This is a genomic window from Bacillus sp. AY18-3 (genome assembly GCF_008042305.1).
Lineage (GTDB): Bacteria > Bacillota > Bacilli > Bacillales > Bacillaceae_G > Bacillus_A > Bacillus_A wiedmannii.
This window is the reverse complement of the sequence record NZ_QKQR01000021.1, coordinates 16,160-32,911: the sequence shown is the minus strand read 5'-3', so window position 1 is coordinate 32,911 and position 16,752 is coordinate 16,160. Positions and strand designations below refer to the sequence as shown.

General features: G+C 35.5%; 11 protein-coding genes. 4 read left to right on the top strand and 7 right to left on the bottom strand.

The genetic code is table 11. The features are described 5' to 3' along the window. Window positions 1-44: 44 nt before the first annotated feature. The 3 genes from DM800_RS18720 to DM800_RS18710 form a co-directional block, all read right to left on the bottom strand. Entirely contained in the window at window positions 45-1,226 is a 1,182-nt protein-coding gene (locus DM800_RS18720) for a NupC/NupG family nucleoside CNT transporter (RefSeq protein WP_000673848.1), read from the bottom strand. A 365-nt stretch (window positions 1,227-1,591) separates the two neighbouring features. Continuing rightward, complete coding sequence (locus DM800_RS18715) at window positions 1,592-3,034, bottom strand: alanine/glycine:cation symporter family protein (RefSeq protein WP_000346396.1); 1,443 nt, start codon at window positions 3,032-3,034, stop codon at window positions 1,592-1,594. 332 nt (window positions 3,035-3,366) lie between these two features. Continuing rightward, window positions 3,367-4,797, bottom strand: coding sequence for an alanine/glycine:cation symporter family protein (locus DM800_RS18710; RefSeq protein WP_088064767.1), 1,431 nt, complete (start codon window positions 4,795-4,797; stop codon window positions 3,367-3,369). Window positions 4,798-5,097: 300 nt separating this feature from the next. On the opposite strand from DM800_RS18710, the gene DM800_RS18705 reads away from it, so the two are divergent. Then, a complete protein-coding gene (locus DM800_RS18705; protein ID WP_048542416.1) occupies window positions 5,098-5,736 on the top strand; it encodes an NAD(P)-dependent oxidoreductase in 639 nt (212 codons plus the stop codon). A 43-nt stretch (window positions 5,737-5,779) separates the two neighbouring features. Here DM800_RS18705 and DM800_RS18700 read toward each other — a convergent pair whose 3' ends face one another. The 4 genes from DM800_RS18700 to DM800_RS18685 form a co-directional block, all read right to left on the bottom strand. Continuing rightward, window positions 5,780-10,183: a putative mucin/carbohydrate-binding domain-containing protein gene (locus DM800_RS18700; RefSeq protein ID WP_147787329.1), complete on the bottom strand. Its 4,404-nt coding sequence runs from the start codon at window positions 10,181-10,183 to the stop codon at window positions 5,780-5,782. Window positions 10,184-10,755: 572 nt separating this feature from the next. Continuing rightward, window positions 10,756-11,676, bottom strand: coding sequence for a thioester domain-containing protein (locus DM800_RS18695; RefSeq protein ID WP_147787328.1), 921 nt, complete (start codon window positions 11,674-11,676; stop codon window positions 10,756-10,758). A gap of 112 nt (window positions 11,677-11,788) precedes the next feature. Beyond that, complete coding sequence (locus DM800_RS18690; protein WP_147787327.1) at window positions 11,789-12,628, bottom strand: aldo/keto reductase; 840 nt, start codon at window positions 12,626-12,628, stop codon at window positions 11,789-11,791. A 15-nt stretch (window positions 12,629-12,643) separates the two neighbouring features. Beyond that, complete coding sequence (locus DM800_RS18685; protein ID WP_179955689.1) at window positions 12,644-13,807, bottom strand: MFS transporter; 1,164 nt, start codon at window positions 13,805-13,807, stop codon at window positions 12,644-12,646. Between the two features lie 366 nt (window positions 13,808-14,173). Here DM800_RS18685 and DM800_RS18680 point away from each other — a divergent pair, with 366 nt between their 5' ends. The 3 genes from DM800_RS18680 to DM800_RS18670 all read left to right on the top strand — a co-directional run bounded on the left by DM800_RS18680 (window position 14,174) and on the right by DM800_RS18670 (window position 16,616). Further along, window positions 14,174-14,518, top strand: a complete 345-nt coding sequence (locus tag DM800_RS18680; RefSeq protein WP_000760481.1) for a winged helix-turn-helix transcriptional regulator — start codon at window positions 14,174-14,176, stop codon at window positions 14,516-14,518. Window positions 14,519-14,952: 434 nt separating this feature from the next. Further along, window positions 14,953-15,393 carry a DUF1641 domain-containing protein gene (locus DM800_RS18675; RefSeq protein WP_001115312.1) on the top strand — a complete coding sequence of 147 codons (441 nt, stop codon included), beginning with the start codon at window positions 14,953-14,955 and terminating at the stop codon, window positions 15,391-15,393. A gap of 44 nt (window positions 15,394-15,437) precedes the next feature. Continuing rightward, on the top strand, window positions 15,438-16,616 hold the full coding sequence (locus tag DM800_RS18670; protein WP_000043194.1) for an NAD(P)/FAD-dependent oxidoreductase: 1,179 nt from the start codon (window positions 15,438-15,440) through the stop codon (window positions 16,614-16,616). The last annotated feature ends 136 nt before the right edge of the window (window positions 16,617-16,752 follow it).

Below are 16,752 nucleotides of genomic sequence, written 5' to 3'. Positions count from 1 at the left end.
TACCATAAAAAATAGCCCTAGCTATAAGCTAGGGCCATCTTTGTTTATAACATAACACCAACGATAATCGCTGATAGAATACTTACTAATGTCGCACCATACACAAGGCGTAGACCGAATGATGATACAACATTTGATTGGTTTTCATCGATACCTTTCGTTGCACCTGCGATAATTCCGATTGATGAGAAGTTCGCAAATGATACAAGGAATACAGAAAGAATACCAACTGTACGAGCTGATAAATCACCAGCTACTTTTCCAAGATCCAGCATCGCAACAAATTCGTTTGATACTAATTTTGTTGCCATAATTTGTCCCGCTGTTACCATCTCTGCTTGCGGGATACCCATTACAAATGCTAATGGTGAGAAAATGTATCCTAAAATAGCTTGGAATGTAATACCGAACATTGAATCAAACAAGCTATTAATTGCTGTAATTAATGCTACGAAACCAAGTAACATTGCCGCTACTGTGATTGCAATCGTGAAACCAAGCATAATATATTCACTTAGCATTTCAAAGAATGACTGTTTTTTCTTATTTTCTAATTTCAGTGTATCTTCTTCTTCTGTAATATCGTACGGGTTAATAATATGAATAATAATGAAACCACTAAATAAATTTAATACAAGTGCTGTTACTACATATTTCGGTTCGATCATTTTCATATAAGAACCTACGATTGACATTGATACTGTCGACATGGAAGATGCACATAATGTATATAAACGATGTTTTGGGATTTTACTTAATTGATCTTTTACTGTAATAAATACTTCCGCTTGCCCAACAATGGCAGCTGCTACTGCGTTATATGATTCTAGTTTTCCTAGACCATTTACTTTACTTAGCGCAGTACCAATAGCACGAATAAATATCGGTAAAATTTTAAAGTGTTGCAGAATTCCGATTAAAACAGCAAAGAATACGATTGGTAATAACGCTGTTAAGAAGAATGAAACCTCTCCTTTATTAACAAGACCGCCAAATACGAAAACGATTCCAGCTTCCGCATATCCAAGAAGCGCGCCAAATCCATCTGAAATTCCTTTTACTAAAATATAACCAACTTGCGTGTTTAATAAGAAATAACTTAACGCTAGCTGAATAACAAGCATAATTGCGATTGGTTTATACTTAATCTTCTTTCGATCGGCACTTATAAGAAAACCGAGTACAAATACAACGAGCAATCCTACAAGAAACATAACAAACTTCATTAATAAAATCCTCCATTTAACTCTTCATTAACGTTGAACGTCTGACCACTTGAAATAAGAAATAATCCGAACTTTCCATTTCTCCTCTAAAACCTTCAATCGGATAGGAAAGATCATAAAACCTCTTGTTTCAAAGGCATTTTCCATTCTAACATAAATCACAACTCATATCCGCACTTTTCTTAAAAAAATTACATTTTATTATAAAATGTTCATGAATGTTCGTCTTTTACATTATATAGCGAAACTTCAATCAGTATCATCCCCACTGATTATTAGCCCGTATCAATCGAGAGTTTTACTGTTCACAAATAGCAGGATAAAACAAAAAAATGAGCATCAAGTTTCACTTGATGCTCACCTCATTATACTGCTTTTTCTTTATCAGCTACTGCTGGCTTATCCCAGCACTCTGTATTGTTCAAACCTGGAATAGACTCCGCATAGAATACTGGATCTTTTCCTTGTTTCTTTTGCTTAACGTAATCTGATAATGCCGCGAAAGCGTACTTAGAAAGGAATACGATCGCAACTAAGTTAATAACAGCCATAATCCCCATAAATAAATCTGCTAAATCCCAAACGATTTGAATTGTTGCTACAGATCCTAAAACAACCATACCAAGCACAGCAATGCGGTATGCATTTAATAACACTTTACTTCCATTTAAGAATTCAATATTCGTTTCACCATAGTAGTAGTTACCCACTAATGAACTAAATGCAAACAAGAAGATTGCAACTGCTACAAATATAGAAGCCCACGGTCCGATATGTTGACTTAATGCTTGTTGCGTTAATTGAATTCCGTTTAAATCAGCCGCTCCAGGCACATCTGATAATAAAATGATAAATGCTGTACAACTACAAATTAATAATGTATCTGTAAATACCCCTAAAGTTTGAATGAAACCTTGTTTAACTGGATGCGTTACGTTTGCAGTCGCAGCTGCGTTCGGCGCACTACCCATACCTGCTTCATTTGAGAATAATCCACGTTTTACCCCTAGTAAAATCGCAGCTCCTAATCCCCCACCTACTACTTCTTTAATTCCGAAAGCATGTAAGAAAATTTCTTTAAATACATATGGAATTGCCGTAATGTTTGTTACAACAACGAATAATGCTACTGCTACATATATAATTGCCATTACTGGAACAATCATTTCAACCGCACGTGCAATACGTTTTACTCCGCCGAAGATAATGATTGCAAGTAAACCAGCCATAAACAGACCTACAAACTTACCATCTGTGTTAAATGCTCCATCAAAAGCCGCCGCTACTGTGTTTGACTGCACGGCGTTGAAAATTAATCCGAAACTAACTGTTATTAGAACAGAGAAGACAACTCCTAGCCAGCGTTTCTTTAAACCCTTTTCCATATAATACGCTGGACCACCACGGAATGCATTCCCATCTTTTACTTTATAAATTTGCGCTAATGTGCTCTCTACAAATGCAGAAGCACCCCCAATTACCGCAATTAACCACATCCAAAATACCGCTCCTGGTCCACCTGCTGAGATTGCGATAGCTACACCAGCTAAGTTACCAGTACCTACACGAGAAGCTGTACTCATACAAAAAGCCTGGAACGATGATACACCGCTCTTCTCTTTTTGAGCTTTCCTCGTTTTCGAACTTGCCCCATCCCCAAGCAAACGAATCATTTCACCGAAGTAACGAACTTGGACAAATTTCACACGAAACGAAAAGTAAAGTCCTAACCCAATTAACATCGCAATAATGATATATGACCAAAGGACATTATTTACATCCCCAATTACCTTAGCTAAAAAATCCATAATTGCATTGCCCCCTCTTCCTAACAATAAGAAAATTATATTCTAAAAACTTTTAGTAATCAAGAACTTTATGTTAGGTTTTATAACATGGACACGTTAAATTTATTAACATATATGTTTTTTTACGTAAAAATATAACCAGTACGTGCATTTATCCAATACTCAATCACTCATCCCATTCAACCGGTCATACTTTTAAGACAGTGCGTTCTCTACAAATAACGAGAATAATGAACAAACAAAATTATATTAATAATTCCCTCTCACCCTTTTCATCATTTACTACAACAAAAAAGACGAGCATCGAATTTATCTCGACGCTCGCCTTTTCATTACACTGCTTTTTCTTTATCTGTTACCACTGGCTTATCCCAACACTCCGTATTCGTTAAACCAGGAATAGAATCTGCACTGAAGACTGGATCTTTTCCTTGTTTCTTTTGCCTTACATAGTCTGCCAAAGCAGCATATGCAAATCGGCCAAGAAGTGTAATCGCGATTAAGTTTGTGATTACCATTAGTCCCATAAATAAATCCGCCATATTCCATACAACTTGAAGTGTGGCAACAGAACCGAATAATACCATTCCCACTACCGCAATACGGTAAATCGTTAACCAAGTTTTACTTTGTTTAATGAATTCAATGTTCGTTTCACCATAATAGTAGTTTCCTAGAAGTGAACTGAAAGCGAATAGGAAAATAATAATCGCTAAGAAGCTACTTGCCCATGGGCCAATTTGTGAACTTAATGCATTTTGTGTTAATTCAATACCTTCTAAATTTGTTGCCTTATATGCACCAGAACATAGTACGATAAATGCTGTTGATGTACATACTAAGAATGTATCCACTAACACTCCAATTGTTTGAATAAAACCTTGTTTCGCCGGATGCGTTACATCAGCTGTTGCTGCCGCGTTCGGCGCACTACCCATACCTGCCTCGTTCGCAAATAATCCGCGCTGAATACCATACTTCATTGCAGCACCGATACCGCCACCTACAGCTGAATCTAAACCAAATGCTCCTTTAAAAATTTCTGTAAACATATCCGGTATTAAATAATAATTTTTAATAACAACGAAAATTGCTACTGCAATATAAATAAGTGCCATTGGCGGAACGATCATTTCAGACATACGCGCAATACTTTTCACGCCACCAAAAATAATAACCGCAACTAATACTGCTAATACAATCCCAACAACGTAACGCTCAATACCAAAAGCGTTTTTAAATGCTAATGTAACTGTATTTGCTTGTACGGAGTTGAAAATTAATCCGTAACTAATTGTAATAAGGATAGAGAACCAAATTCCCATCCAACGTTTATTTAAACCTTTTTCCATATAATAAGCAGGACCACCACGGAAGCCACTGCCATCTTTTATTTTATAAATTTGTGCAAGCGTACTTTCCACGAAACTTGAAGACGCTCCGACAATCGCAATCACCCACATCCAAAATACCGCTCCAGGTCCTCCCATAGAAATAGCTAACGCTACACCGGCTAAGTTCCCGATTCCAATACGAGCTGCTGAACTCATACAGAACGCTTGGAAAGAAGATACACTACCTTTTTTACGCGTCTTTCCAGTTAATCCATCACTCATTAGTCGAACCATTTCCCCTAAATGAGTAATTTGTACGAATTTCAATTTAATAGAAAAATAAAGACCTAAACCAATTAACATTGCAATAAGAATATATGACCAAAGAATTGTATTCGTTGATGAAACAAATTGCTCTAAAATATTCATACAATTAACCCCTCCTTTTCTCCATAAAACGAATTATATTTAAAAAACATTTAAAAATCAACATTTTTCGACAATTTGCAATTTCCAAATATTAGCCAGACACGAAGTAACAATATCTTTATGACTCTCCTCCCTCTAACTGTGCATACTAAAACAAAAAGTAAATCTACAAACTACCCCATTGACAAAAACACCAACCTGTAACTATAATGATTACATCAGGTTGTAACAAACCTTATTACAACAAATTCATTTACTTTCAGATATACACTTTAACAAAACACTTTGGAGGGATTTATTATGAAAATCGGAATCATCGGAGCAACTGGTAAAGCAGGAAGTCGTATTTTAAAAGAAGCATTAGATCGCGGACATGAAGTAACTGCAATCGTAAGAAACGCTGCAAAAATTACAGAAGAAAATATAAAAGTTTTAGAGAAAGATGTATTCGCTCTTACATCTAATGACCTACAAGCATTTGATGTAGTTGTAAATGCATTCGGCGCTCCAGCAGGAGAAGAACATCTTCACGTAGATGCAGGAAACGTACTAATTGAAGCTATGAAAGGTGCACCTAACACAAAATTACTTGTAGTTGGCGGCGCTGGAAGCTTATTTGTAGACGAAGAGAAAACAACGCGTGTATTTGATACGCCAGGTTTCCCAAATGAATACCTTGCAACAGCTCAAAACCAAGGTAAAAACTTAGAAATCTTGCAACAAACAAACGATATTACTTGGACATTCATCAGCCCTTCTGCACTATTCGCATTAGGAAAACGTACTGGTTCTTATACAGCTGGACAAGACAATCTTCTTGTTAACGCAAAAGGTGATAGCTACGTAAGTTACGAAGACTTCGCAGTTGCAGCACTTGATGAAATCGAAAATCCAAAACACGTAAACGAACGCTTCACAGTAGTTTCTGAAGCTGAGTAATAAAAAAAGCTCGTAAAACATAATGTTTTACGAGCTTTTTTTATTATTGCACTTGTTCTAAGCCATTTGGAGTAATCTTGAAGGAAATTTCTTTAAACTTTTTCTTATCTCCTTTTCCAACTAACTCACTATTTTTGTACCAAATTAAACGACCTGACTCGGCATGATACACTTTCACTACATCTCCATACTGGAATGAAGTTCCATTTACTTGTTCAGCAAAATTCTTTGAAGTTTCTTGCCCTTCTGCTGTTACATGTTTTTTCTCTGCCCCATTTTGATCATATAACGTGATTCCCATGTATAGTTCTTTATTAAAGTAACTATGAATTTGCTCATTCGTATACGTTACATGTAATTTCTTTTCTTCATGGTCAAACGTTACGATTGAAGCAATATCATTGTAAAGACCTTGATAAACAAGACTGTCTCCATACGTTACTTCTAATGATACTTCTGTTACTTTCTTATTTCCAAAACGATCTTTCGTTTCTACTTTCACTGTTTGTTTACCAATGTTTGTCGTATCCGGTTTTTCTACAAAACCTACTACTTCTCCATCATTCACTTCAACAAACTTCTTCGCGTCTAACATTTCGCTATTTGTTCCGATTACTACTTTTTGTGGCACTGCTTTTACTTCTTGCAACATATCCATTCTTTCGAAACCTTTTTCTGTCACTTGGAAGAATAGTTCTTTTATCCCTTTTTTCTCACCTTGACCAGCAAAGTTATTATTTTGATACCATTTCAAACGGTCCGGTTCTGCATGGAATACTTTTACTACATCTCCATACTCAAACGTCATTCCATTCACTTGTTCTGCAAAATTCTTTGAAGTTTCTTGTCCTTCTGCTGCTACATGCTTTTTCACTTTTCCGTCTCCATCATATAACGTGATTCCCATGTATAGCTCTTTATTAAAATACTTATGGATTTGGCTATTCATATCAGTCACATGTAATTTCTTCTCTTCATGCTTTAATGTTACAACTGATGCGATTTCATTGTTATATCCTACATATGCAATACTATCTCCATACGTCACTTCTAACGGTACTTCTGTCACTTGCTTATTTCCAAAAATATCTTTCGTTTCTACTTTCACTTTTTGTTCACCGATTTTCGTTGTGTCTGGTTTCCCTACAAAACCTACTACTTCTCCACCTTTTACTTCAACAAATTCCTTCGCGTCTAACGTTTCGTTATTTGTTCCGATTACTACTTTTTGTGGCACTGCTTTTACTTCCTGCAACATTTCCATTCTTTCAAAACCTTGCTCTGTAACTTTAAAGAACACTTCATAAACGCCATACTCCGTATCCACGAATTCATTCTTTTTGTACACTTTAAATCTATCAAACTCTCTTTGATACACCTTTATTACATCACCATATTCAAACGGCATTCCATTGAATTGTTCTGCAAATGCTTTTGTATTTTCGGATGCTTTTACAGAAACTGCTTTCTTCTCTTTTCCACCTTTATCATATACAGTCATTCCCATATACTTTTCATCTGCAAATGACGTATGCATTGGACCTTCTGAATCTGTTGTACTAAATTTCTTTTCTTCATGATTTAATGTAACAATCGATTTAACATTTGTTCCACCATACCATGTACCAAAGAACATAATACTATCTCCGTAAATCACTTCCAGTGGTACTTCCGTCACTTTCTTATTTCCAAAACGATCTTTCGTTTCTACTTTTACTGTTTGTTCACCGATTTTTGTTGTAATTGGTTTTTCTACAAATCCAATTACTTCTCCATCTTTCACTTGGACAAAGTCTTTTGCATTTAATTTTTCAGCGTCTGTTCCGATCACTACTTTTTGTGGTACTGCCGTTACTTCTTGCAACATATCCATTTTCTCGAAACCTTTTTCGGTCACTTTAAAGAATAGTTCTTTCATTCCTTTTTTCTCACCTTGACCAATAAGGGTATTATTTTGATACCATTTCAAACGATCTGGTTCTGCATGGAATACTTTCACTACATCTCCATACTCAAACGGCATTCCATTGACTTGCTTCGCAAAGTTTTTTGAAGTTTCTTGTCCTTCTGCTGTTACATGTTTTTTCTCTTTTCCTTTTTCATCATATAACGTAATTCCCATGTATAGCTCTTTATTAAAATACTTATGAATCTGGCTATTCATATCAGTCACATGTAATTGCTTCTCATCATGCTTTAACGTTACCACTGAAGCAATGTCATTGTCATATCCCACATATGCGATACTATCTCCATAAATCACTTCTAATGATACTTCCGTCACTCGCTTATTTCCTAAACGATCTTTCGTTTCTACTTTTACTGTTTGTTTTCCGATTTTCATTGTATTTGGCTTCTCTACAAACCCAACTACTTCTCCGTCTTTCACTTCAACAAAGTTTTTCGCTTCTAGCTTTTCCACTTCTGTTCCAACTACTACTGTTTGTGGCTTTGCTGTTACTTCTTGCAATGATTTTAATCTTTCAAATCCATTTTCAGTAATTTTGAAGAATAATTCTTTTATTTCTTTATTTTTTCCTTCTCCCACATATAAACCTTTTTGATACCAATGTAAACGTGAAGACTCTGCATGGTATACTTTCACCACATCTCCATATTCAAATGCTAACCCATTTAATTCCTTGGCAAGGGCTTCTGTATTCTCCAACCCTTTTACCACTACATTTTTCTTCTCTCTTCCTTCTTTATCGTACAGTGTGAACTCAAAATACTTTTCATCTTTAAAGTAATCGTGAATTAAATTTTTTGTATCTGTTGCACTAAATTTTTTCGTACCATGATGTAGAGTTACGGTTGACTTCAAGTCTCCCTCCCCGGTATAGTTCAATCCATATACAAGTAGGCTATCCCCATATCCAACATTCACTACAACTGGAATGAAATTCTTATTTCCTTTTCTATCTACAATTTCTACTTTTACAGTTTTTTCTCCAACTTCAGGCTTATCTTGCATAATCACACCTGTTGTCTTTACACCTTCACCTAAATTCTGTACAAGTTCCTTGGCTTTTTTCTCATCATATGTAGTACCGATTACTACATTTTGTATTTTTTCATTATTTGGCTCGCCATATGGAGCTTCGTATAATTCAATTTGTTTTTCACGAATTGGATTGCTATCTGTAGATAACCAAATTTCTTTTTCTAATTTTGGTAAATTTAATTTTTCAATCTTTTCTCTTGTAGCATCATTTGCAATTAATCCCCATTTATTAAAGAAAGGAATTAAATTTTGTCCTGCCACTTTTGACGCCATATAAATAAACATCTGCTTTTTCTCTTCATCAGATTTAGGCAGTTCTGTATCATGTAACAAACGATACATTTGATGTAAATTCGGATAGAATTGATCCCCATAAGCTAAATGTAACTGCCAAAACATAACTAATTTCTCAAATACATCCATCTTTTCTTGTGCATCCGGTTTACCTAAATAAGCAAATGCAGCTTCATAGCGCCCCTCTTGCTCTAACCTTGTTTTATGCCCGAATGTAGTTTGAACTGCCAAAGAATAAATATTAACGGTTACTTCTCCAAGTCCATCCCATAACCAAGTGTCCTGTTGATGTTGATGTCCCACTTCATGCCAAGGCCCCCATCCATCATTAGTTAACTCTTCTAGATTTAGTACTGACCCTAAATTCCCTTTACTATAACCTGTTCGATAATAAGTCGCATACATATAATTGTCCGTATACCAGTCTTCAACAAAATGAATGGAATGTTTACCTTGATTCGCAACACCCGCACCATCTTTTGATAAACCTGATATCTTATGTTCTATATTAATTATTTCATCGTGTTTCTTTAATAACGCAGCTGGATCTTCTTGCTTCAAATGTTCCGCTACAGTTTCAGGATGCATAGTTAATAAACTATTTTCTCCCTTCATTTCTATTGCATATGGATCAGGATTCTCTGCCAACATACGCTTCCAATCTTTTGTCGTATGCTTTCCTAAAATAAATAAAGGATTTGGTGTACCACCTTTTTTCACTTTAGCGACTACTTCTCCTATGTTGTGATAATTATAAAAGTATAATAGTCCCCCATTTAAAGAAGAAATTTTATTCTCACCAGGATTTAAATTAAATTGTTTAGGTTCTTCTTTTTCATAAGAATATGTACCAATATAAGCTTTAATCTGTCGAGTCCCTTCTACTTGAATAACTACTTCTTCACCTGGCTTTACATAAATGCCCGTTGGTTCATAAGGAGAAAAACTCATTCGACGCTGATGCAACTCACGCATCCCTTCTACATCACCTTTTGGCAGCAATTGATATACTCGCTCTTCTTGCTGTTTCTCCTTATCTTCAATCGTCATCTCTGCATACACCTTAGGTAATTCAAGTCCATATGACGTTAATAACGTAGCTAAACAAACAGCAGCTACTAATACCCTACTCGTCTTTTTCTTCGACATAATCTGTGTCCCCTGTTCCTTTATTTAGAGAAACCATCCTATATATTCATTTAATAAGTAATCCTATTATCTTTATAAAAGCATTTAATGAATAGACTAACACCTCGCGCACCTGTATCAATTACTACCGCATTTCTCCCTATGTATTCGCTTTCTTACATTATAAAATTTTTATGTACTGTATCCTCCTCACTTCTTTCCTCGTGTGATGAGTTCTCTTTCTACATAAAAAGGGTATAGTAAATGATATATTTTAGTCTTGTCATCTATACATCTAAAAATGTGAATAATAATAGAAAATTACATTTTCTTCATATATGACCATCTATAGGTAGTTTTTCCAACTGAATTTTACACGCTTTCCACTTTATTTGATAGCCTTTTCAATTAGAATAATGTTACAATTTCGTGAATTTAATCTATTAATCGTAACGTTTAGATTTTATTATATTTTGTTATTTCTAAATAGTTTTCCTAACATAAAAACAGTGTTTTATCTAGTTAATAATTATCTTAATATAATTTAAAATTTCATATATAAAAAGCATTGGTTAATACCAATGCTTTCATCCTTACCTTTTATATTGATTTGGTTTATGTGGTTCATTTGGAGTATGTGGTTTATTATTCTCATGACCATTTGTTGTTTTCCAACTTACCGATAACTCCGGACTTGTTTTTTCTTCACTACGCTCAAGCAATACAACTGCATTTTGAATAGTCGGTGTCCCTTTATGTGCAATCCCTTGTAACTTTGTTAAATTCCCTAATACTTTAAAGCTAAACCCACCAGCTGGTGTTTGTTTCGGAATTAAGATGCGGAACTTTTCTCCTACATTAAATTCCGTTTTTGCTTCGCCCTTTTCATTTACAAATTTCGCCCCTTCTGGTGCACCTGTTGCTTGCACTTTATATGTTCCGCTTTTCGCATTTGTTTCTACTGTATATAAACCTGTTTCAAAGAAATCATTTTTTAACACTGCTTGTTGTTCTTCTGACGGTATTACGCTCATCGTAATTTCTTGTAATTCTTCACTAGCACTTGCTTTTGCAACGATATCTTTCGTTACCTTTTCTACATTTTTATTACGGAAATCTAAATCATTAATATCAATTTGTTTTAACGCATTCCATACTGCAAGCTGCGTTGCATAATGTGCCTCTCTCCAATCAGAAACACCTAATTCTTGTGGACTCTTTTGCGGATACCCATTTAACAGTACACGGTATACATTAATATCCACTTTGCCCATTTCCGGTAAATCTTGACCGCTTGGAGATTTCAAATCTACATTTAAGCAAAAGGCAATTTTTCCATCTGCTGTTTTAATAAGCTCTGTTCGAATTGGTTTCTTCTTTGACCTACTATAACTCCAATCCATTTCATACTTTGTATGATCCATAACTTCCGCGAATGCTTTTTGAAGTGGAAATAACACAAATAAAACACTTAAAAAAACAGCTAAAAGTTTGAACGATTGCTTTATATTCATGTTTACAGCCCCTTAATAAAAACTTAATACTAAGTAGTATTTAATTAGAAAGTATTTTTATGCACAAAAAAAGAGTGCATAAAAGCACTCTTTTTTCTTTCTTACTTTAATCTTAGAAATCGAAGTTATCAGGATCTGGACCAACGCGGTGATTTTGATTTAATGCATCGATTTTTTCTATATCTTCTTTCGTTAATTCAAAGTTAAACACATCAGCATTTGCCATAATGCGGTGTTCTTTCGTTGATTTTGGAATTGTGATTACTCCATTTTGAAGATCCCAACGTAAAATAACTTGTGCTGTTGTTTTACCGTGTTTCTCAGCAATTTCTTGTAATGTTTCGTTATCTAATAATTGACCTTGCATTAATGGTGACCATGCTTCCATTTGAATACCTTGTTCTTTACAAAAAGCTTGTAATTCTTTTTGTGTTAAACGAGGGTGGTATTCTACTTGGTTGATCATTGGCTTGATTTCTGCATCTTTCATTACATCTTGTAAGTGATGAATTTGGAAGTTACTTACACCAATTGCACGTACGCGCTCTTCTTTATAAAGTGTTTCTAGCGCTCTCCATGTATCTTTATATTTTCCTTCTACAGGCCAGTGAACAAGAAATAAATCTAAATAATCTAGTTCTAATTTCTTTAAGCTCTCTTCGTATGCAGCAATTGTTTCATCATATCCTTGGTCTGCATTCCACACTTTTGAAGTAATGAATAAATCTTCTCTTGAAATACCAGTTGCTTCGATACCTGCACGGATTCCTTCACCTACAGCTTTTTCATTTCCGTAAATTGCAGCTGTATCGATGCTGCGGTATCCTGCTTTAATTGCTGCTTTTACAGCTTCTACAAGTTCTGGTCCTTCTTCTACTTTAAATACACCTAAACCGAACCAAGGCATTTCTACACCATTATTTAATACTGCTTTACTTTGTAAGTTTTTCATTTTATTTTCTCTCCTTTATTTTGCTTGATCTCTTTTTTCTAATGTCATACTCCATGCTGTTAAAATAACAGCAGCTACTACCATAATGCCGCCTACCCAAGCAGTATGGATTAATCCTAGTGAATTCGTTACAAGACCACCTATATAAGAACCTAAAGCAATCCCTGCGTTAAATGCGGCAATGTTAATTGCTGAAGCAACATCAACCGCACTTGGAACAAAGCGCTCTGCCAATATAACTACATATACTTGTAGCCCCGGAACATTCATAAATGCGAATAGTCCCATGAAAATAATTGTGATTAATCCAGCTACTTTAAATGGCGCTGTAAATGTTAAAACAAATAATATAATCGCTTGAATAAAGAACATGTAAAATAGCGCTCGAATCGGATTATGATTCGATAATTTTCCGCCGACCATATTCCCTATCGCAATGGCGATTCCATACACTAATAAAATGATAGTAACAGTACTTGCTTCAAACCCTGTTACTTCTTGTAATAGCGGTGATAAATACGTAAATGTTACGAATGTACCGCCGTATCCAAGTGCAGTAATAATGAAAACAAGTAACAGTCTTCCATTTTTAATTAATTTAAATTGATCACGAAACGATACAGGTACACCATTTTTTAAATTAGATGGGACTAGTATGCTGTTTGCGATAAAAGCAATAATTCCAATTACGACAATCGCCATAAATGACGCTCTCCAGCCAAATTGTTGACCGATAAATGTTCCAATTGGTACACCTGTAATAGTCGCAACTGTTAATCCAGTAAACATAATCGCAATTGCACTAGCACGTTTATTCTCTGGTACAATCGCAGCTGCAATTGTAGATCCTATCGACATAAACACACCATGTGCAAACGCAGCTACAATCCTTGCGATAATTAATATAGTGAAGCTTGTTGCTACTGCCGCAATGCCATTACCAATAATGAAAATAACCATAATCCACATTAATAATGTCTTCCTCGACATACTAGCAGTTAACGCTGTTAAAACAGGGGCTCCTACTGCCGCTCCTAACGCATATAAGGAAACTGTTAAACCAGCTGTTGTAACCGAAACATTTAAATCTTTTGAAATGGATGGTAATAAACCGACACTAATAAACTCAGTTGTCCCAATTCCAAACGCACTAATTGCTAGTGCTAATAAAGCAAACATACTTCTTCGATTCGTCTGAACTTCTGAAGATGGTACTGTATATGAACTCAATTGAATTCCTCCTTATTACAAGAAATCCAATCATAATAGTGCGATAAAAAGGCCCTTTTATCTTCTAAAAAATATATTTAATCTCTACAAATGCTATTATGAATGGTTTCATTCTTTTTTTGAAGAACGCACTTTAAAGTACTATAGGCACCAAAAAGTAACATAGTCACTTTTCAGTACCGTACTACTCATTTGCCTCTTACATGTGCTATTATGAAACATATTTAACATGATAAAAAGTACGTACTTTAAAGTGCTATAGGTACTAAAAAGTAACATTTGTATTATTTAACACTCACACAAGGAGGGTTTCATATGAAGAAATACAATATTCCTGTAGAGGCGACCTTAGAAGTTATCGGCGGCAAATGGAAGGTTGTTATTCTTTGTCACTTAACGAAAGGTACAAAGAGAACGAGTGAACTAAAACGTTCAATGCCTGGTATTACACAAAAAATGTTAACGCAGCAATTACGTGAATTAGAAGACGACGGCGTTATTCAAAGAAAAGTATACAATCAAGTCCCACCAAAAGTAGAATATTCTCTTACTGATTACGGTTGGTCTTTAGAATCGATTCTTGATTCTCTTTGTTCTTGGGGCGAATGCCATCTTGAAAAAGAAGGTAACACATCAATGCTAATTGCAGAAGGTGAATAATAGGAAAAAGGAAAAAACGAACATGAATTTGTTCATTTTTTCCTTTTTCTCTTATTATATATGTATATTTCTAACTGAAACAAAATAATTTATGCGCTTTCACGCCTTGTCAGTACTACATTATACGCTTAATATCAAATAATTAGGAATCATTTTTATGTTAACATAGGTGTATATAGTATATAATATAGGATATATATTATATACACTTTCCGATAAAGGAACTTTCCATTATGCGGACAAGCCATGTATCGGACAGTTCATAAATAATAGGTAGGACATTATGGTTTTGGATTTATGATTTCAGCTTACTTGCTGGCATAAATTTAAAGGCATTTTATTGTGCTTTGTGAAACTTTGTATAAAGTTTCGCAAACGTTTACTATCTTACCTATCAAAAATAAGAGTATTGCTATCGTAAAGGAGAATTGGAGATGCCAGAAACTATGACTCAAACAAAGCCAGAACAAGAAACTGTACAAATTTCTGCTAGCCAAGGACAACTTGATGTACTTGATCAGTTGTTAAAACCTGAGGTACAAGAATCATTAACTACACTAGTAGAACAGCTTCCAAAATTAACTGAGCTTGTTAATATTTTAACTAAGTCTTATGACTTCGCTCAAACTGTTGCTACTGATGAAGTATTAAAAAGCGACACTGTTAGTGCAATCACAGAGCTTGTAGAACCTGTAAAAGATACAGTGAAAGGCATGGCTGCAACTGCTATCGAAGCGAAAGATCGTGCTGACGAAAGCAACGAAGTTATCGGCCTGTTCGGTCTATTAAAATTACTAAAAGACCCACAAGCACAAAAAATGTTCCGCTTTGTGAACGCATATCTTCAAATTAGTGCAGAACGTAACAATAAATAAGTTAACTTATAACAACAATTAGTAAAGACGGGGGATATCATACTATGTCAAAACAAATTGTCATCTTAGGCGCTGGTTATGGCGGTCTTCTTGCCGCTTTAAACGTACGTAAATATTACAGCAAATCAGAAGCACAAGTTACAGTGATTAACCAATACCCAACACACCAAATCATCACTGAACTACACCGCCTTGCAGCTGGTAACGTTGCTGAGCAAGCAATTGCAATGCCACTTACAAAGCTTTTCAAAGGTAAAGACATCGATCTTAAAATCGCAACAGTTGAGTCATTCTCAGTTGATAGCAAAGAAATTAAACTAGCTGGTGGCACTACTTTATCTTACGACGCACTTGTAGTTGCTTTAGGAAGTAAAACTGCTTACTTCGGTATTCCAGGACTAGAAGAAAACAGCATGGTATTAAAATCTGCTGCTGATGCAAACAAAATCTACAAACACGTTGAAGACCGTATTCGTGAATACGCGAAAACGAAAAACGAAGCTGATGCTACAATCGTAATCGGTGGTGGCGGATTAACTGGCGTTGAGCTAGTTGGTGAGCTTGCTGACATTATGCCTAAACTTGCAAAAAGCCACGGCGTAAATCCAAAAGAAGTTAAACTTCTTCTTGTTGAAGCAGGTCCAAAAATCCTTCCAGTATTACCAGACCACTTAATCGAACGTGCAACTACTAGCCTAGAAGCACGCGGTGTTACATTCTTAACAGGTCTTCCTGTAACAAACGTTGCTGGCAATGAAATCGACTTAAAAGACGGTCAAAAACTTGTTGCTAACACATTCGTTTGGACAGGCGGCGTACAAGGTAACCCATTAATCGGTGAATCAGGTCTTGAAGTAAACCGTGGCCGTGCAACAGTTGATGCATACCTACAATCTACTTCTCACAAAGACGTATTCGTTGCTGGAGACAGCGCTGTTGTCTTCGCTCCAGACGGACGTCCATACCCACCAACTGCACAAATCGCTTGGCAAATGGGTGAGTTAATTGGATACAACTTATACGCAGCACTAGAAGGCAAAGCATTCGAAGAGTTCGCACCTGTAAACTCTGGAACACTTGCTAGTCTAGGACGTAAAGATGCTGTTGCTACAATTGGAGCAAGCAATACTCCACTTAAAGGCTTACCAGCATCATTAATGAAAGAAGCAAGTAACGTTCGTTACTTATCACACATTAAAGGTCTATTCAGCTTAGCTTACTAATCTGAATATAAGCCCGAATCATGCCCTGCATGGTTCGGGCTATTTTTGTCCGTAATTTTCTCTAACTTATTTATTCGGCAGAAGAATATTATAACCCTTTTAATTATCTAAATTTACTGATTATTTTATGTCTAAA

Excerpts from the sequence above, each read along its gene's own strand:
- DM800_RS18720 (WP_000673848.1), bottom strand. The coding sequence starts at position 1,226 with ATGAAGTTTGTTATGTTTCTTGTAGGATTGCTCGTTGTATTTGTACTC.
- DM800_RS18715 (WP_000346396.1), bottom strand. The coding sequence starts at position 3,034 with ATGGATTTTTTAGCTAAGGTAATTGGGGATGTAAATAATGTCCTTTGG.
- DM800_RS18710 (WP_088064767.1), bottom strand. The coding sequence starts at position 4,797 with ATGAATATTTTAGAGCAATTTGTTTCATCAACGAATACAATTCTTTGG.
- DM800_RS18705 (WP_048542416.1), top strand. The coding sequence starts at position 5,098 with ATGAAAATCGGAATCATCGGAGCAACTGGTAAAGCAGGAAGTCGTATT.
- DM800_RS18700 (WP_147787329.1), bottom strand. The coding sequence starts at position 10,183 with ATGTCGAAGAAAAAGACGAGTAGGGTATTAGTAGCTGCTGTTTGTTTA.
- DM800_RS18695 (WP_147787328.1), bottom strand. The coding sequence starts at position 11,676 with ATGAATATAAAGCAATCGTTCAAACTTTTAGCTGTTTTTTTAAGTGTT.
- DM800_RS18690 (WP_147787327.1), bottom strand. The coding sequence starts at position 12,628 with ATGAAAAACTTACAAAGTAAAGCAGTATTAAATAATGGTGTAGAAATG.
- DM800_RS18685 (WP_179955689.1), bottom strand. The coding sequence starts at position 13,807 with ATGTTTGCTTTATTAGCACTAGCAATTAGTGCGTTTGGAATTGGGACA.
- DM800_RS18680 (WP_000760481.1), top strand. The coding sequence starts at position 14,174 with ATGAAGAAATACAATATTCCTGTAGAGGCGACCTTAGAAGTTATCGGC.
- DM800_RS18675 (WP_001115312.1), top strand. The coding sequence starts at position 14,953 with ATGCCAGAAACTATGACTCAAACAAAGCCAGAACAAGAAACTGTACAA.
- DM800_RS18670 (WP_000043194.1), top strand. The coding sequence starts at position 15,438 with ATGTCAAAACAAATTGTCATCTTAGGCGCTGGTTATGGCGGTCTTCTT.